Below are 23,501 nucleotides of genomic sequence, written 5' to 3'. Positions count from 1 at the left end.
TCAGCGGGTCTCGGCGGACGCGCCGGACTCCGGAGTCCCGGCAGGCTGGGGCGGGACATGGTCCAGGGCCAGCGGGATATGCGTCGCACCTGAGGCGACCGCGTCCAGGGTGTGCAGCGGGCGGCCCATCATGCGCTGATAGATCCAGTAGGTGGCCACCACGTCTTCCACATAGGTGCGGGCCTGGGGGACGTCGATGGTCTCGATCAGCAGCAGGGGATCCGGGTTCGGTCCCAGCCGCCGCAGGGCGCCCAGCATGGGGCCGGGCCCTGCGTTGTAGGAGGCGACCGCCCGCAGAAGATCGCCCTGGAACGCCCCCATGCCAAGCATGCGTGTGATGTAGGCCTGGCCCAGACGCAGGTTCACCGCCGGGTTCCACAGGCGCTGGGGGTCGCGCACGAAGCCCGGATCGCCGGCCAGTTCGGCGGCGGTGGTCGGCATCACCTGCATGATGCCGTAGGCGCCCACCGAGCTGCGGGCCTGGGGCTCGAAGCCGCTTTCCTTGCGCGCAATGGCGTAGACCAGCGCCCGTTCGATGGTGAAGCCGCCCTCGGGCTCCAGCACCGGCATCGGATAGGCGTTGGCGTCGATGCGGACGGCGGAGGACAGACCGCGCCGGGGCGCCAGCCCCCGCGCCAGGGCCGCCCACAGGGTCCGGTCGTCGTCCGAGGCGCGACGCAGGCCATTTCTCAGTTCTGTCTGGGCTTCCTCTGACCGGCCCAGTTCGTGAAAGGCCACGGCGCGGCGGGCCTGGTCGTTGGACGCCACGAAGGCCGCCAGGGCGTCCGCCTCGACCGCCATGGGCTCCGGCCCGCGGTCCGCGGCCGCGATCACAGCCATGTAGGGCTGGGGACCGAGGTTCTCGATCACCGGGTCCTCGCCCAGTTGTCGGAGGGCGATCTGGCCGTAGAAGGTGGCGGGCCAACGGCCGGCGAGGCGCAGATACTCCTGCACCCGGTCCTGCCGGCCCGAGGCATAGGCCGCACGGCTGGTCCAGAAAGCGCCGCCGGAACGCACCCACGGATCTTCCAGCGGGTCCAGCGCCACGATCTCGAACTCGGAGAAGGCTTCGGCGAACCGGCCCATGCGCCAGGCCGCAAGGCCGGCCGTCCAGTGATCACCCAGGGCAATCCCCAACTCATAGGCGCGCGGCAGGTCGTCGGCGTTCAGGGCGATGCGGGCTTCGCGGGGTCCGGGCGGGGTGAAGATGTCCTCGCCGACCGACTCGCCGCCGGCGGCCTGAACGCTGGCCCAGTTGCGCAGGGACGCGACCACGCCGGGGCGTCGCGGCTCGGGCGCGCCGTCGGGGCGGCGCCGAAGGGCCAGGGCGTACACACGTGGGGCCGGGGTCAGGTCCGCGTAGTCCTCCAGCCAGGCCGACAGCTCTTCATAGGTGGCGGTGTGATTGGCGTGGAACAGCCGTTCGAACTCCAGCTGGCCCAGCAGGACGCGATCCTGAATGCGGGCGGCCGTTTCACGCGCGGCGTCCAACTGGCCCTGACGCAGGGCGTCGAAGGCGGTGGTGTAGGACAGCCGGTCGGAATCGCTCAGCGCGCGGGGCACCTGGGCCAGGCCCGCGCCCGCGCCGGCCAGCACAGCCATGAATGTCAGCGCGCCAAGGACGCGACGGCTTGTCCGCTTCATTGGCGGCCCCCTCCGGAATGGCTCGACCTGTCTCGATTCAGGTCGCCCCTACGCACACGGTCGGTCGTCAGGCCGCTTTCGTGCCAGCGCCATGGGGCCTCTTCAAGGCGAAAGGGTTAATCCGCCGCGTCCAGTGTCGCGGCCAACTCCAGCATATCCGCCCACGCCATGCGCTTGGCAATGGGCTGGCGCAGCAGGAAGGCGGGGTGCAGGGTCGGCAGGACGGGGGCCGCCACGCTGCCTTCGTTCAGCCGCCATTCCCGCCACTGACCACGCATCTTCATGATGCCCTCGTCAGTCTTCAGCACAGACCTGGCCGCCGCCGCGCCCAGCAGAAGAACGGCTTTCGGCTGGATCAGGGCGAAGGCGCGCTCGACGAAGGGGGCGCAGACCATCTGCTCCTGTGGCGTCGGGGTGCGGTTGCCGGGCGGACGCCAGAACACCGTGTTGGTAATGAAGACCTTGTCCAGAAGGCCGGCGGCGTCGAGCATCTTGTCGAGAAGCTTGCCGGCCCGGCCCACGAAGGGCGCGCCTTGCGCATCCTCGTCCGCGCCGGGGGCCTCGCCGATGACCAGGATGGGCGCTCTGGGGGCGCCGCGCGCGAACACCGCCTGACTCGCCCCCATGTCACGCAGGGGACAGCCGGTGAAGGCGGCGATGGCGTCCTTCAGAGCGTCCAGATCGCCGGCCTGGGCGGCCAGCTGGCGGGCCTCGCCGACCGCGCCGCTGAAATCCATAGGGGCGGAGACCGAGGCGACGGCCTTCAGGGTCGCCTTCTGCTCTGGCGGGGCGGGGACGAAGGTTCGGTCGACCGGGGCTTCTGCGAAGCACGCATCGACGCCGGCGTCCCGCCAGAAGGCGAGAAGGCTTTCGGTCGCAGCGATTTCCGGGTTGAGCACGTTCATGGTTCAAGGACAGGGATAGTCCTTGACCACCGTCACGTCACCTTCGGATAGTGGTTCAAACCCATAAGAAACGAGGATTCAGGGGATCATGGCTGAGGATATCGTCGAAGGCGGCGCCAAAAACAAAGCTGAGGAAGCGGCCATCGGCGGCGGACTGGGCGCAGACGCCGAGCGCGAGGTCATGGAATATGACGTGGTCATCGTCGGCGCCGGGCCGGCGGGCCTGGCCTCCGCCATCCGCCTGAAGCAGCGCGCCGAGAAGGAAGGGCGAGAGCTCTCCGTGGCTGTGCTGGAAAAGGGTTCCGAGGTCGGCGCCCACATCCTGTCGGGCGCGGTGATCGACCCGTCGGGTCTGAGCCAGCTGTTCCCTGACTGGAAGGAACGCGGCGCCCCGCTGGACACGCCGGTGACCAAGGACCGGTTCCTGGTGCTGGGTCCCCAGGGCGACATCGACATCACCTGGCTGCCCCAGCCGAAGTACATGAAGAACCACGGCTGCTACATCGGTTCGCTGGCCAATCTGACCCGCTGGCTGGCCGAGCAGGCCGAGGCGCTGGGTGTGGAGGTCTATCCCGGCATGGCCGCCAGCCATGTGGTCTGGGACGAGCCCTCGGGCCGGGTGAAGGGCGTGGTCGCCGGCGTGTTCGGCATTGATCGCGAGGGCAAGAAGACCGACGATTATCAGCCGGGCATCGCGCTGCACGGCAAGTACGTCTTCATCGGCGAGGGCGTGCGCGGTTCGTTGGCCAAGACCATCATGGCCCGTCACAATCTGTGCGACGAGGCCGAGCCCCAGAAGTTCGGCATCGGGCTGAAGGAGCTGTGGCAGGTTCCGGCCGAAAAGCATCAGCCCGGCCTGGCCCAGCACACCCTGGGCTGGCCGCTGGACGACAAGACCGGGGGCGGGTCGTTCCTCTATCACTTCGGCGACCGCTATGTGGCCGTCGGCTTCGTTGTGCACCTGAACTACAAGAACCCGTTCCTGTCGCCCTTCGACGAGTTCCAGCGCTTCAAGACCCACCCGGCCATCGCCGAGCATCTGGAGGGGGGCGAGCGCATCTCCTACGGCGCGCGGGCCATCACCGAGGGCGGCTATCAGTCGGTGCCGAAGCTGGCCTTCCCCGGCGGCGTGCTGGTGGGCTGTTCGGCCGGCTTCGTGAACGTGCCGCGCATCAAGGGCAGCCACAATGCGGTGCGCTCCGGCATCCTGGCCGCTGACGCCGCCTTTGACGCCATCGCCGCGGGGCGTTCGGGCGACGAACTGGTGGAATACCAGACCGCCTACGAGGCCTCGGACATTGCAAAGGAGCTCAGGCTCGTCCGCAATGTGAAGCCCCTGCTGTCGAAATACGGCGCGACACTGGGCACCCTGCTGGGCGGCATCGACATGCAGATCACCTCGCTGTTCGGCGGCTGGTCGCCCTGGGGCACGGTCAGGCACGGCAAGACCGATGCGGAATCCACCGGCAAGGCCAGGGACTACAAGCCGATCAAGTATCCCAAGCCGGACGGAAAGCTCAGCTTCGACAAGCTGTCGTCGGTGTTCATCTCCAACACCAACCACGCCGAGGAGCAGCCTGCGCATCTGCGGCTGAAGGATCCCTCCATCCCCATCCGGGTCAATCTGCCCGAGTACGGAGAGCCCGCGCGGCTCTATTGCCCCGCCGGGGTCTATGAGGTGGTGTATGGGGACGAAGTGAACCGTACGGACCCGCGCTTTGTCATCAACGCCCAGAACTGCGTCCACTGCAAAACCTGCGACATCAAGGACCCCTCGCAGAATATCGTCTGGACCACGCCTGAAGGCGGCGGCGGCCCCAATTATCCCAATATGTAAGGCCATCCTCGCACCATGACGCGCACCCTGACCGCCGCGGCGCTCGCCGCCCTGATCGCCGCCGCCACGCCCGCCCTGGCCGAACCGCTGGAGGTGGCTGGGCCGGTCCGTTTCGTCGATTTCAGCGATGTGCCGGTGGATGAGCGTGGAAGGTCCAGCTACGGCCTGTTCCTGGCGGGCCGCAACGCCATGGCCCTGGGCGAAAGCAGCACGGGCGCCGATTATCTGGCCGCCGCCCAGGCCGCCGAACCGGATCAGACCCGTCTGAGGGACCAGGCCTTCACCTCGGCGCTGCTGGCCGGAGATCTGGATGTGGCCGCGCGCCTGTCGCCCAGCGGTGAGGGCGTCAGCCCCACCGTGGCCGAGGCCGGCCGCCTTGTCTCGGTGGTGCGGACCTATGGCGCCGGCGACGCCCGACAGGCCAACGCCGTGCTGACGGGCCAGCCCATCGGCTTCCCCCACGCCCGCGCCGGGCTGTTCGTCCAGCCCTGGATCGCCGCCGCTGCGGGGGACTGGGACCGCGCCCTGGCCGAGCCGCCCGCCAACGTGGATCCTCTCGCACGTCTGTTCGCCCGCTATCATCGCGCCCTGCTTCTGGAGCAACGCCGGGACTATGCGACGGCGGAATCGATCCTCGGCGAACTGGCCGGGGCCGCGCCCACGGCGCCGCTGTTCCGCACCGCCTATGGCGAATTCCTCGAACGACGGGGACGGCGTGATGAGGCTCTCGCCCTGTTCGACGCCGCGATCGAGGCCGGGGCCACGGATCTGACGACCCGTCTGGCGCGCGACCGCGTCGTGTCGCGCGGCCGCCCCGTGCCGGTTCCGACCCTGCGCGAAGGCGCGGCCCTGGGGCTCGGTGCGGCTGCGGCCGCAGCCCTGGCTGAAGAGAACAACGAGTTCGCCGCCGTCTATCTGCGCCTGGCCCTGGGGCTGGACGAGAGTGACCAGACCCGTCTGTTGCTGGGCCAGACCCTGCAGGAAGCCGGCCTGACCACCGCCGCCCGCGCGACCTTCGCCGAAATCGGCATGGGCGAACCGATCCTGTATGCGGCCGCTCGCCAGCAGATGGCCTGGAGTTATCAGGAGGACGACCGGGACGAGGACGCCCTGATCCATGCCCGCGAGGCGCTGAACGCGGCCCCTGAGGATCCGCAGGCGGTCTACGGCCTTGCCGGCCTGCTGACGTCGCAGGAGCGGTATCAGGAGGCGCTGGAGTTGCTGAACGGCCCCGCCCTGAACACGGGCGACCAGTCCTGGCAGGTGCGTTTCACCCGGGGCGCGGTCTATGAATCCCTGGGTCGCTTCGAGGAAGCCGAGGCCGAGCTTTGGGCGGCCTTGCAGGAGGAGCCTGACAACGCCGAGGTGCTGAACTATCTGGGCTATATGTGGGTCGACAGCGGCCAGCGGGTGCATCAGGGCGCCGAGATGATCGCGCGCGCCGTGGCGGCTGAGCCGGACTCCGGCCACATCCAGGACTCGCTGGGCTGGGCCCAGTATCGCCAGGGCCAGTTCGAGGCGGCGGTCGAGACCCTGGAGCTGGCCGTGTCGCTGGAGCCGGGCAACGCGGTCATCAACGACCATCTGGGCGACGCCTACTGGCAGGTCGGTCGGCGGCGGGAGGCGGAATTCCAGTGGAGCCGCGCCCTGAGCCTGGCTCCCGAGCCGGATCTGCGCGCGCAGGTCGAGGCCAAGCTGGAGCGCGGACTGGGCGCCGTTCAGTCCGTCAGCGCCGTCGCCCGCGCCGACAACGGCCAGAGCGCCAGCCCCGTCAATCCGTGAGCACCGCCGAACCGGCCTGGCGTCTTGCCCCGGCCAAGGTGAACCTGTTCCTGCACGTGGGGCCGCCGGGCGCTGACGGCTATCACCCGCTGGTGAGCCTGGCGGTGTTCGCCGACACGGGCGACCGCGTGGCGGTGGAACGCGCCGACGCCTTTCGTCTGGAGACCACCGGACCTTTCGCGGCGCGCATCGACGGCGGGCCGAACCTGGTCGAGACCGCGCTGGACGCAATGGCTCGCGCCGTGGGTCTGGACCGCCTGCCGGTGCATGTGCGGCTGGACAAGCGCCTGCCGGTGGCGGCGGGCCTCGGCGGCGGATCGTCGGACGCGGCGACGGTCATGAAGGCCGCGCGCGAGGTGCTCGACCTTGATCTGGACGACGCGGCCCTGACCCGCATCGCCGAACCCCTCGGCGCCGACATGGCCATGTGTCTCGCCGCGCGGCCCGTGATCGCCCGGGGCAGGGGAGAGGTGCTGAGCCCGGCGCCGAGCCTGCCGGACATTCACGCCGTGCTGCTGAATCCCGGCGTTCCATCGCCTACGGGCGCGGTCTACCGGGCCTTTGACGAAGCGGCCCGCCCGGCGGCGGACGCGCCGGACATGCCTGCCGGGTTCGCCTCGGCCTCAGAACTGGCGGACTGGCTGAAAACCACGCGCAACGATCTGGAGGCGCCCGCCATCGGCCTCGCGCCCCTGATCGGCACGGCTCTGGAGGCGGCGGGTTCGGCGCGCGGCGCTCTGGCTGCCCGGGTCACCGGATCGGGCGCCTCCGTCTTCGCCCTGTTCGAGACGGCAGAGGGCGCGCGCTCTGCCGCTGACGTCCTGTCACAGGCTCATCCGGGCTGGTGGGTCGCGCCCTGCCGCCTGGCCTGAGGCCGGGTCCGGCACGAATCTTCCCTGCGGCTGCAGGGAACACAGCGGGCCGATGCCGGATTGTCCTTTCAGAAGTCGGGTTATCCGGCCGCTGGCACGCGGCGGCCGAACTGAGAAGGAGACCACCGATGCTTCGCAAGCGCCTGATGACGGCCAGTGCGGCGGCGGCCCTGTTCTTGGCCCCGACCGCTATCGCTCAGGAAACCGACCCCGTGAGCCCGGCGAACACGCCGCCGGACGCCATGCAGACCAATCCCATGGAGCCGCCGCCGCCGGCGCCCGGCCAACGTCCGGTGTCCGCCATGCCCGACGGCGCAGTGCCCTATGAGCAGGTCGAGGAGGAAGGCTGGAGCGCGCCGACCGACATCGATGCCGACACAGATTCCTCTGAGCCCATGGACGCAGCGCCAACGGAGCCGCCGTCGCCGATGACGCCCCGCCCCGACCCGGCGATGCCGGTCGAGCCGATGGAGACGCCGACCGACATGGAGGCCCCGACGCCGGATCCCATGAATCCAGCCAATCAGGACAGGATTGATCCGCCGCAGGACGCGCCCATGCCGACGCCGCCCATTGATCCGGCGCCGGACGCGGGCGAGGAGGATGACGACCCCATGGATCCGGAGCCACCGGGCCTCTGAACGTCGCCATCCGGCATTGATGCACAAGGCGGCGGGCCCTATGGTCCGCCGTCTTTTTTCGCGCCCGCGAAATGCCCGCAAATCCGGATACGGCCTTGTCTTCCAGGACGACTGAACCGCTGAGTTTCCAGGACCTGATCCTGACCCTGCACGCCTACTGGAGCGAGAAGGGCTGCGCGATCCTGCAACCCTATGACATCGAGGTGGGGGCGGGCACCCTGCACCCGGCCACGGTGCTGCGCGCCCTGGGCCCGCGCCCGTGGAAGGCCGCCTACGTCCAGCCCAGCCGCCGCCCCGGCGACGGCCGCTATGGCGAAAATCCGAACCGCCTCCAGCATTATTACCAGTACCAAGTTATTCTGAAGCCGAATCCGGACGATCTGCAGGATCTGTATCTGAACAGCCTGAAGCGGATCGGGATCGATCCGAAGCTGCACGACATCCGGTTTGTGGAGGACGACTGGGAGAACCCCACGGTGGGGGCCTGGGGGCTGGGCTGGGAGGTCTGGTGCGACGGGATGGAGGTGACGCAGTTCACCTATTTCCAGGGCGTCGGCGGCATCGAGGTGGACGTGGTATCGGGCGAGCTGACCTACGGCCTCGAGCGGCTGGCCATGTATGTGCAGGGCGTCGACAACGTCTATGACCTGCGCTTCAACAACGACGGCGTCACCTATGGCGAGGTGTTCCTGGAGAACGAGCGCCAGCAGTCGGAAGCCAATTTCCACGGCTATGACGTGGACGGGCTGAAGCGCCGCTTCGAGGACATGGTGGGCGAGGTCTCGCGCTTCCTGGCCATGACCGGACCGCAGGGCCAGGCGCTGGTCCTGCCCGCCTATGATCAGGTGCTGAAGGCCAGCCACCTGTTCAACCTGATGGACGCCCGTGGCGCCATCGCCGTGGCCGAACGGCAGAGCTACATCGGCCGCATCCGGGACCTGTGCAAAGCGTGTGCGCTCGCCTACGTCGAACAAGAGCGGAAGACAGCGTGACCAGCGACCGCGTCATAACCTTGGCGGACAGACGCAGCGCAAAGTCCGAAGCGGTGTCAGGCATGGTGTCGTTTTCAAACAGCGCGCTCCGGTTGCCGTTCCACAAGGTCGAGTATGCTCCACGCTGGACGGTCACGGCCCTGGCGGAGATCGGCGAGGGTCAGCGGACGATCGAGGCTTCTATTGTCGGGTATGCGCTCGACGAGGAAACCCCCATGGGATGGGTTGATCGGACCGAGGCGGGCCTTGCCGCGGAATTCATGGTTGGCGTCGAGCATGCAGAAATGATTCAGGCTCTGGCGCTCAGCCCCATCCCTTTCATCATCCAGATCGAGTTTTCAGCCGATCAGACCGGAGCCGTCCGCAGCCTGAAGCTGTCGGTCAACCGTGAGCAGCAGACCTGATGCCCCAGCTTCTTCTTGAAATCTTCTCCGAGGAAATCCCTGCGCGGATGCAGGCGGGGGGCGCGCGGGATCTGGAGCGGCTGGTGGGTGACCGGCTGAAGGCTGAGGGCCTGACGTGGGACGCGCTGACGACCTTCGCCGGGCCGCGGCGGTTGACGCTGGTCATCGAGGGCCTGCCGGCGGCGACGCCGGACCGGGACGAGGAGCTGAAGGGCCCCAAGGCCTCGGCGCCGCCGCAGGCGCTGGAGGGCTTTCTGAGGAAGACCGGCCTGACCCGCGAGCAGCTGGAGGAGCGCGACGGCGTGCTCTACGCCCGCGTTCAGGAAACCGGCCGGGCGACCACCGAGGTGGTCGCCGAGACGGTGGATGCGGTGGTGCGCGCCTTCCCCTGGCCCAAGTCCATGCGATGGGGGTCAGGGACCCTGCGGTGGGTGCGGCCCATCAAGCGCATCCTGTGCCTGTTTGACGGCAAGGTCGTGCCGTTCGCCATCGACGGCATCGAGGCCCATGACATCACCGAGGGGCACCGGTTCCTGGGCACGGGCCGGGGCCTAAAGATCCGCGACTTCGCCGACTATCGCCGCCAGTTGCAGGACAATTTCGTCATGCTGGACGTGGCGGATCGCAAGCTGCGCATTCTGGAGCAGGCCAAGGCCGTGTGCGCCGACAAGGGTCTGGCGCTGGTGGACGACGACGGCCTGCTGGACGAGGTGGCCGGGCTGGCCGAATGGCCGACGCCGATCCTGGGCGACATGGACCCGCAGTTCCTGGACCTGCCGCCCGAGGTGGTGCGCCTGTCCATGAAGGTGCACCAGAAGTATTTCGCCGTGCGCGACCCGGCCAAGGACGGGCTGGCGCCCCACTTCGTGGTGGTGGCCAATGTGGAGGCGACCGACGGGGGCAAGGCGCTGGCGGCGGGCAACTCCCGCGTGCTGTCGGCCCGCCTGAACGACGCCCGCTTCTTCTGGGACGAGGACCGCAAGGTGGGCTTCGACTCCTGGCGGGAGAAGCTGAAGGGCGTCACCTTCCATGCGAAGCTGGGCACCCTGGCCGAGCGGGTCGACCGCATCGCCGCCCTGGCCCGCGAGATCGCCCCGCTGGTGGGGGCCGATCCGGAGGAGGCAGCGCTGGCGGCCCGTCTGGCCAAGGCCGACTTGGCCAGCGGCATGGTGGGCGAGTTCCCGGAACTGCAGGGCGTGATGGGCGGGTACTATGCGCGGGCCGAGCACGGCGACGCCATCGCCGACGCGATCCGCGATCACTACAAGCCGCAGGGGCCGGGGGACACGGTTCCGACGGCGCCGTTGACGGTGGCGGTGGCGCTGGCCGACAAGCTGGACACCCTGGTCGGCTTCTTCGCCATCGACGAGAAGCCCACGGGCTCCAAGGACCCGTTCGCCCTGCGGCGGGCGGCGTTAGGCTTCCTGCGGCTGGTACTAAGCAGCAACGTCCGGTTTTCGCTCAACCATCGCTTGATGGCCCATGGCTATCGCGTGGAACGGGACGCGGTATCTCATCTCGTTGAGAACGACGGCGACAATCAAAGAACAATTGAATCTGCTCAGTCGAAGTTCACCGATGACTGGACCAATCGAATGCTGGCCGCAGCCCAAGCGGGCGGTCCTCGTCTCACCATTCACCGAGCCTTGTTCGAACCGGCGCAACCCGATTTGGTTGAGTTCTTTCTTGACCGCTTGAAAGTCCTCCTGCGCGACCAGGGCCAGCGCCATGATCTGGTGGATGCGGTGTTCGCGCTGGGCGACGACGATCTGGTGCGCATCGTGCGCCGGGTGGAGGCCCTGGGGGCCTTCCTCGCCACGGACGACGGGGCCAATCTGCTGGCGGGGTACAAGCGGGCGTCCAACATTCTGAAGGCCGAGGCCAAGAAGGGCGATGTGCCCATGGGCATGGTCCAGACCGGCCTGCCGAACCAGCCGGACGAAGAGACGACTCTGGCCTTCGCGGTCGGCGCGGCCGGGACGGCGGTGGATGCGGCGCTTCAGACCGAGGACTTCGCCGCCGCCATGACGGCGCTGAGCAAGCTGCGCAGCCCTGTGGACGCCTTCTTCGACAAGGTGATGGTCAACTCCGACGTGCCCGCCGAGCGGGACAACCGGCTCAAGCTGCTGGGTCAGGTGCGCGACGTCATGGGCCGCGTGGCCGACTTCGGGCAGGTGACGGGCTAGCGCGCCCGTCTCCTGTCCATCCCGCGCCTCATCAGTAACAATATGTGTGCCAGTTAGGGCTTTCCCTCGCGTCCGCCGCGCCTATCTGAGTGTCAACATCCACCCCTTGAGGGAGACACCATCATGATCGAGCGCAGACCGTTCGACAGCCTGGGCGGCGCCGACCACGGCTGGCTCAAGGCCAAACACCATTTCTCGTTCGCGAGCTATTTCGACCCGAACCGGGTGCAGTGGGGCAACCTGCGCGTCTGGAACGATGACGAGATCGCGGCGGGCTCGGGCTTTCCGCCTCACCCCCACGCCGACATGGAGATCATCACCTATGTCCGCGACGGCGCCATCACCCACGAGGACAGCCTGGGCAACAAGGGCCGCACCGAGGCCGGCGACGTCCAGGTGATGAGTGCGGGCACCGGCATCCGCCATGCCGAGTACAATGCGGAGCCGGACGTCACGCGGATCTTCCAGATCTGGATCCTGCCGACCCGTCAGGGCGAAAAGCCAGCCTGGGGCGCCAGACCCTTCCCGAAGGGCGACCGGGCGGGTCAGTTCGTGGTCCTGGCCTCAGGCTTCGACGAGGACGCGGACGCCCTGCCCATTCGCACCGATGCTCGGGTGGTGGGCGCGACCCTGAAGGCGGGCGAGAGCGCCGACTATGCGCTGGGCGCGACCCGGCGCGGCTATCTGGTTCCCGCGAAGGGCGAGGTCGAGGTCAACGGCGTCCGCCTGAACGCCCGCGACGGGGCGGCTATCGAGAATGAGGACGTCATCACAGTGACGGCGATCAACGACGCGGAAATCGTCCTGGTGGACGCGGCCTAGACCGAAATCGGCCCGGTTGGACACGTCCAGCCGGGCTCAGATTTCGGTCCAGTTTGAAGCGAGAGCCTGATTCACGGCATCGTCGGGATCGCGAACCGATCCCGCCTCAACCGATCAGGCTCTAGAATCTTCCGATGGCGTAGAAGCGCTCGGCGCGCTGGGCTTTCAGCGCGTCGGGCGTCATCGCCGTCAGGGCCTTCAGCTCTTCCTCGAGCACGTCGCCCACGGTCTGGATGGCGGTCGCGGGATCAGCGTGGGCGCCGCCCAGAGGTTCGGGGATCAGACGGTCCACGATCTTCAGATCAATCAGGTCGGGGCCGGTGATCTTCATGGCCGCAGCCGCGTCCTTGGCCCGCGCCCCGTCGCGCCACAGGATCGAGGCGGCGCCCTCGGGAGAGATCACCGAATAGATGGAGTGCTCCAGCATCAGCACCCGGTTGGCGGCGGCCAGCGCAATGGCGCCGCCCGATCCGCCTTCGCCGGTGACCGTGGCGATCATGGGCGTGCCCAGGGTCAGGCCGCGCTCGGTGGAGCGGGCGATGGCCTCGGCCTGGCCGCGCTCCTCGGCGCCCAGCCCCGGATAGGCGCCGGCGGTGTCCACAAAGGTCAGGACCGGCAGGCCGAACTGCTCGGCCAAGTCCATCAGGCGCACCGCCTTGCGGTAGCCCTCGGGTCGGGCCATGCCGAAATTGTGAGTCAGGCGGCTGGCGGTGTCGTGGCCCTTTTCGTGGCCCATGACCACGCAGGCCTGGCCCCGGAACCGGCCCAGCCCGCCGATGATGGCCTGATCGTCGCTGAATTTGCGGTCGCCGTGCAGCTCGGTGAAGTCGGTGAACAGGCCCGCCAGATAGTCGCCAAGGTGCGGGCGCTGCGGGTGGCGCGCCACCTGCGTCTTCCGCCACGGGTCCAGCTCGGCGTAGGTCTTCTTGCGCAGCTGCTCCGCCTTCTTCCGCAGCCCCGCCACCTCGGTCTCGAACGAGCCGGCGGATTCGGACAGCAGGCTCAGCTCCTCGATCTTGGCTTCAAGCTCGGCGATCGGCTTTTCAAAATCGAGGTAGTGACGGGCGGCCATGGATGTCCGGTGGGCGGCTGATCGGGAAGCGGCGGAACCTAGAGCCGTCAACGCGCGCGGGCAAGCACGGGTTCAGAAGGCTCAGTCGCCTTTGGCCAGGGGGTGCTTGCTGGTCATCACCTGGGTCAGGCGGTCGGTGGCCACGTGGGTGTAGATCTGGGTCGTGGCGATATCGGCGTGGCCCAGCAGGGTCTGGACGATGCGCAGGTCGGCGCCGCCTTCCAGCAGATGGGTGGCGAAGGCATGCCTGAGCACATGGGGGCTGACCCGGGCCGGGTCGATCCCGGCGTCCACGGCGGCCTGATCCAGAAGTTGGGCGAACCGGCGCGGCGTCAGATGTCCGCTCTTGCCGCCGGACGGGAACAGCCACGAACTGTCGGCGCGCGCCTTGTCCGCATCGCGCAGGATCAGCCAGGCCTTCACCGCGGTGCGGGCGGCGTCGTTCAGGGGGGCCAGCCGCTCCTTGCCGCCCTTGCCGCGCACGATCAGGTGGGTGGGATCGCGCCGGACGGCCTGGACCTTGAGGCCCAGCAGCTCCGACACCCGCAGGCCCGAGGCGTAGGCCAGCTCCATCAGGCAGATCAGGCGCGCCCCCGCCGCGCCCTCCCGCGCCGAGGCGGCGGCGATCAGGCGCTCGATCTCGTCGCGGCTGAGGGTCTTCGGCAGGGGACGGCCCTGTCTGGGGGCGTCCAGTCGGCGGGACGGGTCGTCCGCGCGCCACCCCTCGGCCAGGGCGAAACGGTAGAACTGGCGCACGGCCGAACGGCGCCGGGCCTGGGTGGCGGGCGACAGGCCGCGCCGGGACAGGTCCGCGAACCAGCCTTCGATGGCCGTCTCGTCGGCGGCCATGAGTCCGCCCGAGGCCGCGTCCTCGGCGTCGTTCAGGTCGCGGGCGTAGGCGGACAGGGTGTGGGGGGAGGCGTCGCGCTCCACCGCCATCATCTCGAGAAAGGCCTCGATCTGGGGCGAGGCGGGCGAAACCGTCACGAAACCCTCATCGGCGGTTGGCGGCGAACAACAGGTCGTGCAAGGGTTTCACCGATCATGACCGCTGTCCTCTCCGCTTCGGAACTGAAACGTCTGAACACGCGCACCATAGCCCTGGTCGGGCTGATGGGGGTGGGAAAATCCACCGTGGGCCGACGGCTGGCGTCGCGGCTGGGCATGAAATTCTGCGACGCCGACGACGAGATCGAGGAAGCGGCGGGCATGAGCGTGTCCGACATCTTCGCCACCCTGGGCGAGGCCGCGTTCCGCGACGGCGAGGCGCGGGTCATGCGGCGGCTGCTGGAAGGCCGGCCCATCGTGCTGGCCACCGGCGGCGGCGCCATGCTGAACCCCGACACCCGGGCGCACCTGAAGCGCCATGCGGTCACCATCTGGCTGAAGGCGGACCTGAGCATCGTCGCCAGGCGCGTGGCCAAGCGCGACACCCGGCCCCTGCTGCGCGGCAAGGATCCGGCCGAGATTCTCAAGGGTCTGGCCGAGGCGCGCTATCCCATATACGCCGAGGCCGACCTTGTGGTGGAGACGGGCGGCGGCGCCCACGCCGAGGCGGTGGAGGCGATCATCAAGGCCCTGACGGAACACCAGGCGGAGACCGGCGCATGACGGCGGTTTCGGTTTCGGGCGCGGGGTTCGCGCCCTATGAGGTGCTGGTTGGCTCCGGCCTGCTGGCTGACGCGGCGGCGGGCCCCGCGCGGATCGCCGCCCTGCTGAAGCAGCCCCGGGTCCTGATCGTGTCGGACGAGACGGTGGCGAGCCTGCACGCGCCGGCCCTGATCTCCGGCCTCAAGACCCATGGCGTCCACGCCGAACTGGCCACGGTCCCGGCCGGCGAGGCGTCCAAATCGTTCGCGCATCTGGAGCGGGTGCTGGACCGCTGCGCCGAAGCCGGGCTGGACCGCAAGGACATGATCGTGGCCTTGGGCGGCGGCGTGGTGGGCGACCTGGCCGGGCTTGCGGCGGCGCTCTACATGCGCGGCGTCGATTTCATCCAGGTCCCCACGACCCTTCTGGCCCAGGTGGATTCTTCGGTGGGCGGCAAGACCGCCATCGACACGCCGCGCGGCAAGAATCTGGTGGGCGTGTTCCACCAGCCGCGTCTGGTGCTGGCTGACATCGATGTGCTGAAGACCCTGCCGGAGCGGCAGCTGCGGTCCGGCTGGGCCGAGGTGCTCAAGCACGGCCTGATCTGCGACGCGGACTTTTTCGACTGGCTGGGCGGCGCGGGCGCTGGCGGCGCCGCGGGCGATCCTGCCGCCCTGAGCGAGGCCGTGGTGCGCTCGGTGCGGATCAAGGCGGCCGTGGTGGGCGAGGACGAGAAGGAGGCGGGCCGCCGCGCCCTGCTGAATCTGGGCCACACCTTCGGTCACGCGCTGGAGACGGCGCTGGGCTATGACGAGGCTCTGACCCACGGCGAGGCGGTGGCCTTGGGCTGCTGCATGGCGTTCCGGTTCTCGGCGCGGCTCGGCCTGTGCGAGGACGGCGACGCACGGCGTGTGGAGGCCGTCACCGCGGCGGCGGGCCTGCCTACCCGACTGGAGCAGGCCGGCGCCTTCGCGGCGGATCGCCTGATCGCCCTGATGGCCGGCGACAAGAAGGCCGAGGGCGGCTCCCTGACCTTCATCCTGGCGCGCGGCATCGGCCGGGCCGAGGTGGTCAAGGGCGTCGACCCCGCCGAGGTGCGCGCGTTCCTGCTCGCCGAGGGCGCAGCCTGAACCCCGCCTGTCCCCTGTGCGAAACGACGAACGCGTCGTCTTTCGCCGACATCGGGGGCCTGCGCTATTTCCGATGCGGAGCCTGCGACCTGACGTTCCTTGATCCGGCACAGCGTCCGTCGCCGGAGGAAGAGCGCGCCGAATACGCCCTGCACCGGAACGACCCGGACGACCTCCGCTACCGCGCCTTCCTGCAGCAGGCGCTGGATCCGCTGCTCCCGCGTCTGAAGCGGGGTGCGCAAGGGCTGGATTTCGGCTGCGGCCCGGGGCCGACCCTGTCGGTCATGCTGGCCGAGGCGGGCTACCCGACGGCGGATCATGACCCCAATTTCCGGCCCGACCCCAGTGTGCTGGACCGGCGCTACGACTTCATCACCTGCACCGAAGTTGTGGAGCATCTGCACAGGCCTGGAGAGGTGTTCGCGCGGCTGGACGCCATGCTGAAGCCGGGCGGCCTCCTGTCGATCATGACCGAGCGCCTGACGCTGGAACGGGACTTCGTGGGCTGGCGCTACCGCCGTCAGCCCAGCCATGTGGTGTTCTATTCCGACCAGACCATCGACTGGATCGCGCACCGGTTCGGTTGGCGGGTCGGGCTGCACGGGCCTCTGGTCGCCCTGTTCGAGAAGCCCGCCTAGTCGACCGCGCGGCAGGTGGTGGGCTCCAGATTTTCGGCGGTCCAGGTGGCCATGGCGCCCTCGCCCCGCAGCTCATAGCCGCTGGCGGTGTACCAGATGCCGTCGGCGGCCCGCTGCTGGCGCAGGTCCACGGCCTTGCCGCTGACCTGGCGCACCGTGGCCATCTGGCGCGCATTGTCGAAATCCACGCTGAGCCGCTCGCCGTTGTTGCACAGATAAACGGCGCGCACGGTGCGGGTCAGGATGCCCTCCTGAATCTCCGCCCCGGTGCGCCGTCTCGCCGTCTGGGCGTCCTGGGCGCGGGTCTGCACTTCCGCGCTGTCCGTGGGCGCCTCGGTGTCGGGCGACCCGCACGCCGAAAGCCCGAGCACGGACAGGATCATGAGGCTGGCGGAAAAAACGCGCACGGCGGCGACCTTTGCTGTTGCAGGCCGAAGCTCAACGCGGCTCGGAGGACGCCTGTTCCCCTGACTTGCGCCTCGGCTTGCGGCGCGGCGCGAAGAAGCCCTTCAGAAGTGCGCTCGCCTCATCGGCCAGGACGCCCCCTTGCACCGCCGGGCGGGAATGGCAGGTGGGCTGATCGAAGAATTTCGGCCCGTGGACCACCGCCCCGCCCTTGGGGTCGTCGGCGGCCCAGACCACCCGGCCGATGCGGGCATGGCTGATGGCGCCGGCGCACATGACGCAGGGTTCCAGCGTCACATAGAGGGTCAGGCCGGTGAGGCGGTAGTTCTGCAGGCTCTCGGCCGCCTCGCGGATGGCGCGAACCTCGGCGTGAGCGGTGGGGTCGTGCAGGGCGACCGGACGGTTGGCGCCGGTTCCGATCACCTTGCCGGTGGCCTCATCGACGACAATTGCGCCCACGGGGACCTCTCCGGCCTCCGCTGCGGCTTGCGCTAGGTCAAGCGCCGTGCGCATGAACCGCTCATCATGGTCCGCCATTTCAAAGACACCGACAAGACGCCCCGACCGGGCCAGGCCGAAAAGCGTTTCGGCGGCCCCGGCGGCAAGAAGAGCCCCTCTCATAGCGGGAAAAGGGACGACTCCAAGTCCTCGTTCTCGAAAGGACCGGGTCGACCCGGCGGCAAGCCGGTCGGCAAGGACGACCGGGACGCGCCCAAGGCGCCCCTGCGTCAGGAGCGCATCGCCAAGGTCATGGCCCGCGCAGGCATCGCCTCGCGCCGCGAGGTCGAGCGCCTGATCGGCCTGGGCAAGGTGGCGGTCAACGGCCGCCTCCTGGACACGCCCGCCACCCTGGTGACCCGCGACGACGTCATCACAGTGGACGGCAAGCCCATCGGCACCATCGCCGCCACCCGCGTCTGGCGCTACCACAAGCCGGTTGGTCTTCTGACCACCCACAATGATCCGGCCGGACGCCCGACGGTGTTCGACGCCATGCCCGCGGGTCTGCCGCGCGTGATTTCGGTGGGGCGGCTGGACATCAACACCGAAGGCCTGCTGCTGCTGACCAACGACGGGGAGCTGGCGCGCGCGCTGGAGCTGCCCACGTCGTCTCTGGTGCGTCAGTACCGGGCCCGCGCCCGGGGCCGCGTGACCCAGGATCAGCTGGACAAGCTGAAGGACGGCGTCACCGTCGACGGCGAACGCTACGGGCCCATCGAGGCGACCCTCGACAAGGTCAAGGAAAAGGCCGCCGACACCGATAGCCGGGCGCCGGCCAATCTGTGGATCAGCGTCTCGATCACCGAGGGCAAGAACCGCGAGGTCCGGAAGGTGCTGGAATCCGTTGGCCTGACGGTGAACCGGCTGATCCGCCTGGCCTATGGCCCGTTCCAGCTCGGCACGCTGGACACCGGCCATGTGGAGGAGGTGGGCCCCCGCGTAATCCGCGAGATGCTGGCCCAGTACATCCGCCCCGAGAACCTGCCCCAGGGCAATACGGTCGAGACCCCGGCGCCGGTCCCCGGCCGCCGCCCGGCCGGATCGGTGGTGCGCGGCAAGTCCGGCTCGCCCATGTCGGACCCGTCGCGCAAGCCCAGCCGCACCCGCGCCGCCGAGGCCGCCGTCGAGGAGGCCGAGAAGCGTCCCGCCAAGAAGGAAGGCTGGGCCAAGGCCAAGCCCCGCTCCAGCCCCGGCGGCGACCGGCCCAAACGCCCGTTCAAGCCGCGCGAGGAGCGGGCGGACGGTGAGCGTCCCCGCCGCGATTTCAAACCCCGTGAGGACCGCACCCCCCGCGCCGACGGCGACCGGCCCAAGCGCGACTTCAAGCCCCGTGACGGCGGCGCGGACCGTCCGCGTGGCGGCAAGCCGGCTGGCAAACCGGGCGGACGTCCTTTCGCTCCGCGCTCAGCGGGTCCGCGCTCTGGCGGTGATCGTCCCGGCGGCGACCGTCCGTCCGGCGGCGGTGGCAAGCCCCGTGGCCCCGGCGGCCCGCGCGGACGCTCGTAAGTCTCCATGCGGATCGTCGCCGGACAGTTCAGGGGCCGCGCCATCGTCGCGCCCGAGGGTCAGGGCACGCGCCCCACATCGGACCGCGCCCGTCAGGCCGTGTTCAATGTCATCGAGCATGCCTCATGGGGCCGCAATCTGGACAGCGCGCGGGTGATCGACCTGTTCGCGGGCTCCGGCGCCCTGGGGTTCGAGGCCTTGTCGCGCGGCGCGGCCTTCGCCCTGTTCGTTGAGACCGACGACGGCGCACGCGGCGCCATCCGCGACAACATGGAGGCGTTCGGCCTGTTCGGCGCCTGCCGCGTCCACCGCCGCAGCGCCGTGGATCTGGGCGTGCGCCCGGGCTCGGCGGGCGAGGCCTTCGACGTGGCCTTTCTCGACCCTCCCTATGGAAAAGGTCTCGGCGAACAGGCGCTGGCCCGCCTGATAGAGGGAAACTGGCTGGCGCCGGGCGCCCTCGTGATCCTCGAGCGGGGCTCGGACGAGCCGGAGATCGAAACACCCGGCTATGAGCGCCTCGACGCCCGCGACTATGGCGCGGCGCGGGTGCTGTTTCTGAGAGTCGCGGGCGGCGAACAACCGGGCTAGGCTCGCCCCATGATCAACCGCCGCACCCTCATGACCGCCGCCGGGGCCCTGGCCCTCGCGCCCGCCGCCGCCCCCACGGCCGCCAATGCCCAGCGCGGGCCGTTCTGGGACGAACGCGCGCCCATGCCGTGGGCGATCCAGGAAATCTACGCCGCCGCCTGGGGCGAGCGGATCATCACGGCGGGCGGTCTGGCCATGACGCCCGAAGGTTTTCACGTCAGCGACCGCACCGCCATCTACGACACCCGTCGCGACGTGTGGGAGGAAGGTCCGCGCCTGCCCGAGGCCCGCCACCATCCGATGATCGTGGTTGCTGACGACAAGCCATGGGCGCTGGGCGGCTATCGCCGCAGCGCGCAGGGCGACTGGACCTCCACCACAGACATCTGGGTGCTGGACGGGGACTGGACGCCCGCCGGGGCCATGCCGGGGCCTCAGGCCGAGACCGTGGGTGTCGAGCACGCCGGACGGATTCACCTGATCGGCGGCCGCGCGCCGCACGGCTCCGGCGATGGCGGCTGGAACGATCAGGGCGACATCGCCGTGCATCGGGTCTTCAATCCCGGCGACGGGCGCTGGGCGGAGGCCGCGCCCCTGCCCATGGCCCGGAACAGCGCCGCGGCCTGCGTCGTGGACGGGGCGATCTGGGTGGCGGGCGGACGCACGGTGGCGGGAGGCGGCACGGGCCGGCTGGATCGCTATGACCCCGTCACGGATCGCTGGGACACCCTGGCGCCCATCCCGCCCTCACCCGCTACGGGCCGGCAAGTGGGCGGCGGGCTGGCCATGGGAGCGATCGACGGCCGGCTAGTCGCCTTCGGGGGTGAGTGGTTCGGGTCCGACAACACCTCACGGCAGGGTGGCGTGTTCGCCGAGACCTGGACCTATGACGCCATGCGCGACGTCTGGTTTGAGGGTCCGCCCATGCCCACGCCCCGCCACGGACTGGCGGCGGCCGGCGTGGGGTCCGCCCTTTACGCCATTGCTGGCGGGGCCGTTGTCGGTGGCGGCCGGGCCAGCGCCGCGGTCGAGGTTTTCACCCTCCTCTGATCGCGAATCTGTCCGAACTTTAATGTTCGACGAATTGCGTGGGACCGTCGCCCTGATAGGGTTCATCCTTCCATAGGCTCCGGGGTTACGCGCATGCGTCGTGTTCTGACTTTCCTGTTCGCCGTGCTTCTGGTCGCGCCCGGCGCGGCCCTTGCACAAATTTCCACGGAGGCGGCGCCGGTCGCCGAACTGGTCGAACGGGTCGATATTCCGTACGAGCGGTTCACCCTCGACAACGGCCTGACCGTCGTTGTGCACGAGGACCGCAAGGCCCCCGTGGTGGCGGTGTCCATCTGGTACAATGTGGGCTCCAAGGATGAACCCCAGGGCCAGACCGGCTTCGCTCACCTGTTCGAGCACCTGATGTTCGCGGGTTCCGAGAACGCGCCGGGCAGCTATTTCAACTATGTGCGCGGCATGGGCGCCACGGACCTGAACGGCACCACCTGGTTCGACCGCACCAACTATTTCCAGACCGTGCCGACACCGGCGCTGGAGCAGGCGCTGTATCTGGAAAGCGACCGCATGGGGCACCTGCTGGGCGCCGTCAGCCAGGAGCGCCTGGATAACCAGCGCGGCGTGGTCCAGAACGAAAAGCGTCAGGGCGACAACCAGCCTTACGGCCTGGTCTACTACCAGATGCTGGAGGACCTGTTCCCCGAGGGGCACCCCTACCGCCACTCCACCATCGGCTCCATGGCCGATCTCGACGCCGCGTCCATGGACGACGTGCGCCAGTGGTTCACCGACAATTACGGCCCCAACAACGCTGTGCTGGTGCTGGCCGGCGACATCGACACCGCCACCGCCCGCACCCTGGTCGAGCGCTATTTCGGCGGCATCCCGGCCGGTCCCGTCAACACGCCGGCCGCCGCTGACGTGCCGACCCTCGACGCGCCCATCAACCGCGTGATGCAGGACCGGGTCGCCAATGTGCGCCTGTACCGCACCTGGATCGTGCCCGGCATGCTGGACGATGACGCCATCCCCCTGAGTGTGGCGGGCTCGGTCCTGGGCGGACTTGCCAGCTCGCGCCTTGACAATGAACTGGTGCGCGGCGACCAGACCGCCACCTCGGTCTCGGCCTCCATGCAAGCCTTCCAGCGCGTGGGCATGTTCAGCGTGACCGTGAACGTCAAGCCGGGCGAGGACGCCGACGCGGTGTCGGAACGTCTTGACGCCATCATGGCCGACTTCATCGCCAGCGGGCCGACCGCCGAGGAGGTTCAGCGCGTCGCAACCAACCAGGTCGCGAACCGCATCTATGGCCTGGAGCAGGTCGGCGGCTTCGGCGGCAAGGCCACGGCCCTGGCGGAGGGCCAGCTCTATGCCGGCAATCCCTCGTTCTATCGTGAGCAGCTTGAAGCCTATGCGAGCGTGACCCCGCAGGCTGTGACGGCCGCCATGCAGCGCTGGCTGACCCGCCCTGTCTGGACCATGCGGGTCGAGCCCGGTGAACGGGAAGACTATGTGGAGGCCGCGCGCGATCCGTCCGGCGCCGCGCCGTCCGCCGCACCGCAGGACTATACGCCCACGCCTCGCGATCCGATGCCGCAGATCGCCCAGGTCGAGAACCTGGACTTCCCCGACATCCAGCGCGCGACCCTGTCCAACGGTCTGGAGGTTGTCTACGCCCGCGCCGAAACCGTTCCGGCGGTTCGCGTGGCTGTGGAATTCGATGCGGGTCTGGCGGCGGATCCCGCTGATGCGCTGGGCACCCAGCGCCTGATGCTGAACCTGCTGACCGAAGGCACGGAGAGCCTGAACTCGACCGAGCTGGCCGAAGCGCGCGAGCGTCTGGGCGCCTCGATCAACGCCGGTTCCTCGCTGGACCGCACCGTCGTCAGCCTGGGCGCCGTGAGCCCGAACCTGGAGCCCTCGCTCGACCTGCTGGCCGACGTGGTGATGAACCCGGCCTTTGATCCGGCCGAGGTGGAGCGCCTGCGCGCCACACAGCTCGCCTCCATCGCCAGCGAGCTGACCCAGCCGGGCGGTCTCGGCGGCCGCGTGACCCCGGTGGTGCTGTTCGGTGAAGACCATCCCTATGGCCGTCCCTACAGCGGCCTTGGCGATCCCGACACCGTGCGCGCCATTACGCGCGAAGATCTGGTCAACTTCCACCAGACCTGGATCCGTCCGGACAACGCCCGCATCTATGTGACTGCGGACGTGCCGCTTCAGACCCTCGTGCCGATGCTGGAAGCCCGCTTCGGATCGTGGGCGGCGCCGTCCACGCCGCGCGGCGTCAAGAATTTCGACGTCGCCATTCCTGATCCCCAGCCCCGCGTGGTGCTGGTCAACCGGCCCCAGTCGCCCCAGTCCATCATCTTCGGCGGAACGATCCTGCCGATCTCCGGCCAGGACGACACCCTTGTGCTGGAAGCGGCGAACGAGGTGCTGGGCGCCAGCTTCCTGTCGCGCGTCAACACCGAGTTGCGCGAGGTCAGGGGTTGGTCCTACGGCGCGTCCGCCTCGGTCAGCAACCGTGAGCATCAGACGCCTTACCTGTTCCAGGCGCCGGTGCAGGCGGACCGTACGGGCGATTCCATCGCCGCCATGATCGCCCAGTTCGACGCCTTCCTGACCGAGAACGGCGTGACCGAAGAGGAGCTGGTGCGCACCATCAACGGCCGCACCCGCCAGCTGGCCGGGCAGTTCGAGACGTCCAATGCGGTGCTGGCGGCCATGCGCTCCAACGCCCTCTACGGCCGTCCCGACAACTACTGGGAGACGGTGGCCGGGCGCTACAACGCCATGACCGCCGCAGAGATGGACGCCGCCGCCCGCGCCGTCATCGATCCCTCGCGCTTCGTGTGGGTGGTGGTCGGCGACGCCGAGGTGGTCCGGCCCCAGCTGGAGCAACTGGGCCTCCCCATCGAGGAGGTGACGCTGGGCGAGTGATCGCCTTCGTCATATGAAATCGGCCCGGCCGCTTC

Annotated in this window: 21 protein-coding genes; 15 read left to right on the top strand and 6 right to left on the bottom strand. The window is 69.2% G+C overall.

The features are described 5' to 3' along the window. Both IWC96_RS09395 and IWC96_RS09390 read right to left on the bottom strand, forming a co-directional pair. A complete protein-coding gene (locus IWC96_RS09395) occupies positions 1-1,602 on the bottom strand; it encodes a lytic transglycosylase domain-containing protein (protein ID WP_231378994.1) in 1,602 nt (533 codons plus the stop codon). Between the two features lie 158 nt (positions 1,603-1,760). Continuing rightward, positions 1,761-2,549: a uracil-DNA glycosylase family protein gene (locus IWC96_RS09390; protein WP_045318638.1), complete on the bottom strand. Its 789-nt coding sequence runs from the start codon at positions 2,547-2,549 to the stop codon at positions 1,761-1,763. 88 nt (positions 2,550-2,637) lie between these two features. On the opposite strand from IWC96_RS09390, the gene IWC96_RS09385 reads away from it, so the two are divergent. The 8 genes from IWC96_RS09385 (at position 2,638) to IWC96_RS09350 (ending at position 12,085) form a co-directional block, all read left to right on the top strand. Further along, positions 2,638-4,386 (top strand): electron transfer flavoprotein-ubiquinone oxidoreductase, encoded by a 1,749-nt coding sequence (locus IWC96_RS09385; protein WP_021696113.1) that lies wholly within the window; start codon positions 2,638-2,640, stop codon positions 4,384-4,386. A 15-nt stretch (positions 4,387-4,401) separates the two neighbouring features. Then, positions 4,402-6,168: a tetratricopeptide repeat protein gene (locus tag IWC96_RS09380; RefSeq protein ID WP_021696114.1), complete on the top strand. Its 1,767-nt coding sequence runs from the start codon at positions 4,402-4,404 to the stop codon at positions 6,166-6,168. After that, entirely contained in the window at positions 6,165-7,040 is an 876-nt protein-coding gene (locus IWC96_RS09375; RefSeq protein WP_021696115.1) for a 4-(cytidine 5'-diphospho)-2-C-methyl-D-erythritol kinase, read from the top strand. The genes IWC96_RS09380 and IWC96_RS09375 overlap by 4 nt, the downstream gene beginning before the upstream one ends. A 128-nt stretch (positions 7,041-7,168) precedes the next feature. Continuing rightward, positions 7,169-7,681, top strand: coding sequence for a hypothetical protein (locus IWC96_RS09370; protein ID WP_021696116.1), 513 nt, complete (start codon positions 7,169-7,171; stop codon positions 7,679-7,681). A gap of 71 nt (positions 7,682-7,752) precedes the next feature. Next, positions 7,753-8,673 (top strand): glycine--tRNA ligase subunit alpha, encoded by a 921-nt coding sequence (locus IWC96_RS09365; protein WP_045318639.1) that lies wholly within the window; start codon positions 7,753-7,755, stop codon positions 8,671-8,673. Then, a complete protein-coding gene (locus IWC96_RS09360; protein WP_148291395.1) occupies positions 8,670-9,077 on the top strand; it encodes a hypothetical protein in 408 nt (135 codons plus the stop codon). The genes IWC96_RS09365 and IWC96_RS09360 overlap by 4 nt, the downstream gene beginning before the upstream one ends. After that, positions 9,077-11,263: a glycine--tRNA ligase subunit beta gene (gene glyS, locus IWC96_RS09355; protein ID WP_021696119.1), complete on the top strand. Its 2,187-nt coding sequence runs from the start codon at positions 9,077-9,079 to the stop codon at positions 11,261-11,263. The genes IWC96_RS09360 and glyS overlap by 1 nt, the downstream gene beginning before the upstream one ends. Before the next feature lie 123 nt (positions 11,264-11,386). Continuing rightward, on the top strand, positions 11,387-12,085 hold the full coding sequence (locus tag IWC96_RS09350) for a pirin family protein (RefSeq protein WP_021696120.1): 699 nt from the start codon (positions 11,387-11,389) through the stop codon (positions 12,083-12,085). Between the two features lie 121 nt (positions 12,086-12,206). Here IWC96_RS09350 and IWC96_RS09345 read toward each other — a convergent pair whose 3' ends face one another. Both IWC96_RS09345 and IWC96_RS09340 read right to left on the bottom strand, forming a co-directional pair. After that, positions 12,207-13,157 carry an acetyl-CoA carboxylase carboxyltransferase subunit alpha gene (locus IWC96_RS09345; protein WP_021696121.1) on the bottom strand — a complete coding sequence of 317 codons (951 nt, stop codon included), beginning with the start codon at positions 13,155-13,157 and terminating at the stop codon, positions 12,207-12,209. Positions 13,158-13,238: 81 nt separating this feature from the next. Beyond that, positions 13,239-14,144: a site-specific tyrosine recombinase XerD gene (locus IWC96_RS09340; RefSeq protein ID WP_021696122.1), complete on the bottom strand. Its 906-nt coding sequence runs from the start codon at positions 14,142-14,144 to the stop codon at positions 13,239-13,241. A 57-nt stretch (positions 14,145-14,201) separates the two neighbouring features. Between IWC96_RS09340 and IWC96_RS09335 the strand changes: the two genes are divergently transcribed. The 3 genes from IWC96_RS09335 to IWC96_RS09325 are packed head-to-tail and all read left to right on the top strand — an operon-like array spanning position 14,202 to position 16,515. Next, entirely contained in the window at positions 14,202-14,768 is a 567-nt protein-coding gene (locus tag IWC96_RS09335) for a shikimate kinase (RefSeq protein WP_021696123.1), read from the top strand. Beyond that, the gene (gene aroB, locus IWC96_RS09330; protein ID WP_021696124.1) at positions 14,765-15,877 is read left to right on the top strand and encodes a 3-dehydroquinate synthase; all 1,113 of its coding nucleotides are present in this window, start codon (positions 14,765-14,767) and stop codon (positions 15,875-15,877) included. Before IWC96_RS09335 ends, aroB begins: the two co-directional genes overlap by 4 nt. Then, positions 15,874-16,515 (top strand): class I SAM-dependent methyltransferase, encoded by a 642-nt coding sequence (locus IWC96_RS09325; protein ID WP_045318654.1) that lies wholly within the window; start codon positions 15,874-15,876, stop codon positions 16,513-16,515. The genes aroB and IWC96_RS09325 overlap by 4 nt, the downstream gene beginning before the upstream one ends. Here IWC96_RS09325 and IWC96_RS09320 read toward each other — a convergent pair. Together IWC96_RS09320 and tadA are read right to left on the bottom strand one after the other, a co-directional pair. After that, on the bottom strand, positions 16,512-16,922 hold the full coding sequence (locus IWC96_RS09320; RefSeq protein ID WP_242397017.1) for an MliC family protein: 411 nt from the start codon (positions 16,920-16,922) through the stop codon (positions 16,512-16,514). The genes IWC96_RS09325 and IWC96_RS09320 overlap by 4 nt on opposite strands. A 31-nt stretch (positions 16,923-16,953) precedes the next feature. Continuing rightward, positions 16,954-17,433 (bottom strand): tRNA adenosine(34) deaminase TadA, encoded by a 480-nt coding sequence (gene tadA, locus IWC96_RS09315; protein WP_045318655.1) that lies wholly within the window; start codon positions 17,431-17,433, stop codon positions 16,954-16,956. Positions 17,434-17,445: 12 nt separating this feature from the next. On the opposite strand from tadA, the gene IWC96_RS09310 reads away from it, so the two are divergent. The 4 genes from IWC96_RS09310 (at position 17,446) to IWC96_RS09295 (ending at position 23,466) form a co-directional block, all read left to right on the top strand. Next, on the top strand, positions 17,446-18,927 hold the full coding sequence (locus IWC96_RS09310) for a pseudouridine synthase (protein ID WP_196838784.1): 1,482 nt from the start codon (positions 17,446-17,448) through the stop codon (positions 18,925-18,927). 6 nt (positions 18,928-18,933) lie between these two features. Continuing rightward, on the top strand, positions 18,934-19,515 hold the full coding sequence (gene rsmD, locus IWC96_RS09305; RefSeq protein ID WP_196838783.1) for a 16S rRNA (guanine(966)-N(2))-methyltransferase RsmD: 582 nt from the start codon (positions 18,934-18,936) through the stop codon (positions 19,513-19,515). A 9-nt stretch (positions 19,516-19,524) separates the two neighbouring features. Continuing rightward, positions 19,525-20,565 carry a kelch repeat-containing protein gene (locus tag IWC96_RS09300; RefSeq protein ID WP_021696130.1) on the top strand — a complete coding sequence of 347 codons (1,041 nt, stop codon included), beginning with the start codon at positions 19,525-19,527 and terminating at the stop codon, positions 20,563-20,565. 93 nt (positions 20,566-20,658) lie between these two features. Further along, the gene (locus tag IWC96_RS09295) at positions 20,659-23,466 is read left to right on the top strand and encodes a pitrilysin family protein (protein ID WP_196838782.1); all 2,808 of its coding nucleotides are present in this window, start codon (positions 20,659-20,661) and stop codon (positions 23,464-23,466) included. The last annotated feature ends 35 nt before the right edge of the window (positions 23,467-23,501 follow it).

This window comes from Brevundimonas sp. BAL450, assembly GCF_015767455.1.
Lineage (GTDB): Bacteria > Pseudomonadota > Alphaproteobacteria > Caulobacterales > Caulobacteraceae > Brevundimonas > Brevundimonas abyssalis.
The sequence above is the reverse complement of the archived record's forward strand: the minus strand, read 5'-3'. Positions and strand labels throughout refer to the sequence as shown.

What these genes read in the sequence shown, in the direction of transcription:
- IWC96_RS09395 (WP_231378994.1), bottom strand. Translation starts at nt 1,602, where the DNA reads ATGGCTGTGCTGGCCGGCGCGGGCGCGGGCCTGGCCCAGGTGCCCCGC.
- IWC96_RS09390 (WP_045318638.1), bottom strand. Translation starts at nt 2,549, where the DNA reads ATGAACGTGCTCAACCCGGAAATCGCTGCGACCGAAAGCCTTCTCGCC.
- IWC96_RS09385 (WP_021696113.1), top strand. Translation starts at nt 2,638, where the DNA reads ATGGCTGAGGATATCGTCGAAGGCGGCGCCAAAAACAAAGCTGAGGAA.
- IWC96_RS09380 (WP_021696114.1), top strand. Translation starts at nt 4,402, where the DNA reads ATGACGCGCACCCTGACCGCCGCGGCGCTCGCCGCCCTGATCGCCGCC.
- IWC96_RS09370 (WP_021696116.1), top strand. Translation starts at nt 7,169, where the DNA reads ATGCTTCGCAAGCGCCTGATGACGGCCAGTGCGGCGGCGGCCCTGTTC.
- IWC96_RS09365 (WP_045318639.1), top strand. Translation starts at nt 7,753, where the DNA reads ATGCCCGCAAATCCGGATACGGCCTTGTCTTCCAGGACGACTGAACCG.
- glyS (WP_021696119.1), top strand. Translation starts at nt 9,077, where the DNA reads ATGCCCCAGCTTCTTCTTGAAATCTTCTCCGAGGAAATCCCTGCGCGG.
- IWC96_RS09350 (WP_021696120.1), top strand. Translation starts at nt 11,387, where the DNA reads ATGATCGAGCGCAGACCGTTCGACAGCCTGGGCGGCGCCGACCACGGC.
- IWC96_RS09345 (WP_021696121.1), bottom strand. Translation starts at nt 13,157, where the DNA reads ATGGCCGCCCGTCACTACCTCGATTTTGAAAAGCCGATCGCCGAGCTT.
- IWC96_RS09335 (WP_021696123.1), top strand. Translation starts at nt 14,202, where the DNA reads ATGACCGCTGTCCTCTCCGCTTCGGAACTGAAACGTCTGAACACGCGC.
- aroB (WP_021696124.1), top strand. Translation starts at nt 14,765, where the DNA reads ATGACGGCGGTTTCGGTTTCGGGCGCGGGGTTCGCGCCCTATGAGGTG.
- tadA (WP_045318655.1), bottom strand. Translation starts at nt 17,433, where the DNA reads ATGCGCACGGCGCTTGACCTAGCGCAAGCCGCAGCGGAGGCCGGAGAG.
- IWC96_RS09310 (WP_196838784.1), top strand. Translation starts at nt 17,446, where the DNA reads ATGGTCCGCCATTTCAAAGACACCGACAAGACGCCCCGACCGGGCCAG.
- rsmD (WP_196838783.1), top strand. Translation starts at nt 18,934, where the DNA reads ATGCGGATCGTCGCCGGACAGTTCAGGGGCCGCGCCATCGTCGCGCCC.
- IWC96_RS09300 (WP_021696130.1), top strand. Translation starts at nt 19,525, where the DNA reads ATGATCAACCGCCGCACCCTCATGACCGCCGCCGGGGCCCTGGCCCTC.
- IWC96_RS09295 (WP_196838782.1), top strand. Translation starts at nt 20,659, where the DNA reads ATGCGTCGTGTTCTGACTTTCCTGTTCGCCGTGCTTCTGGTCGCGCCC.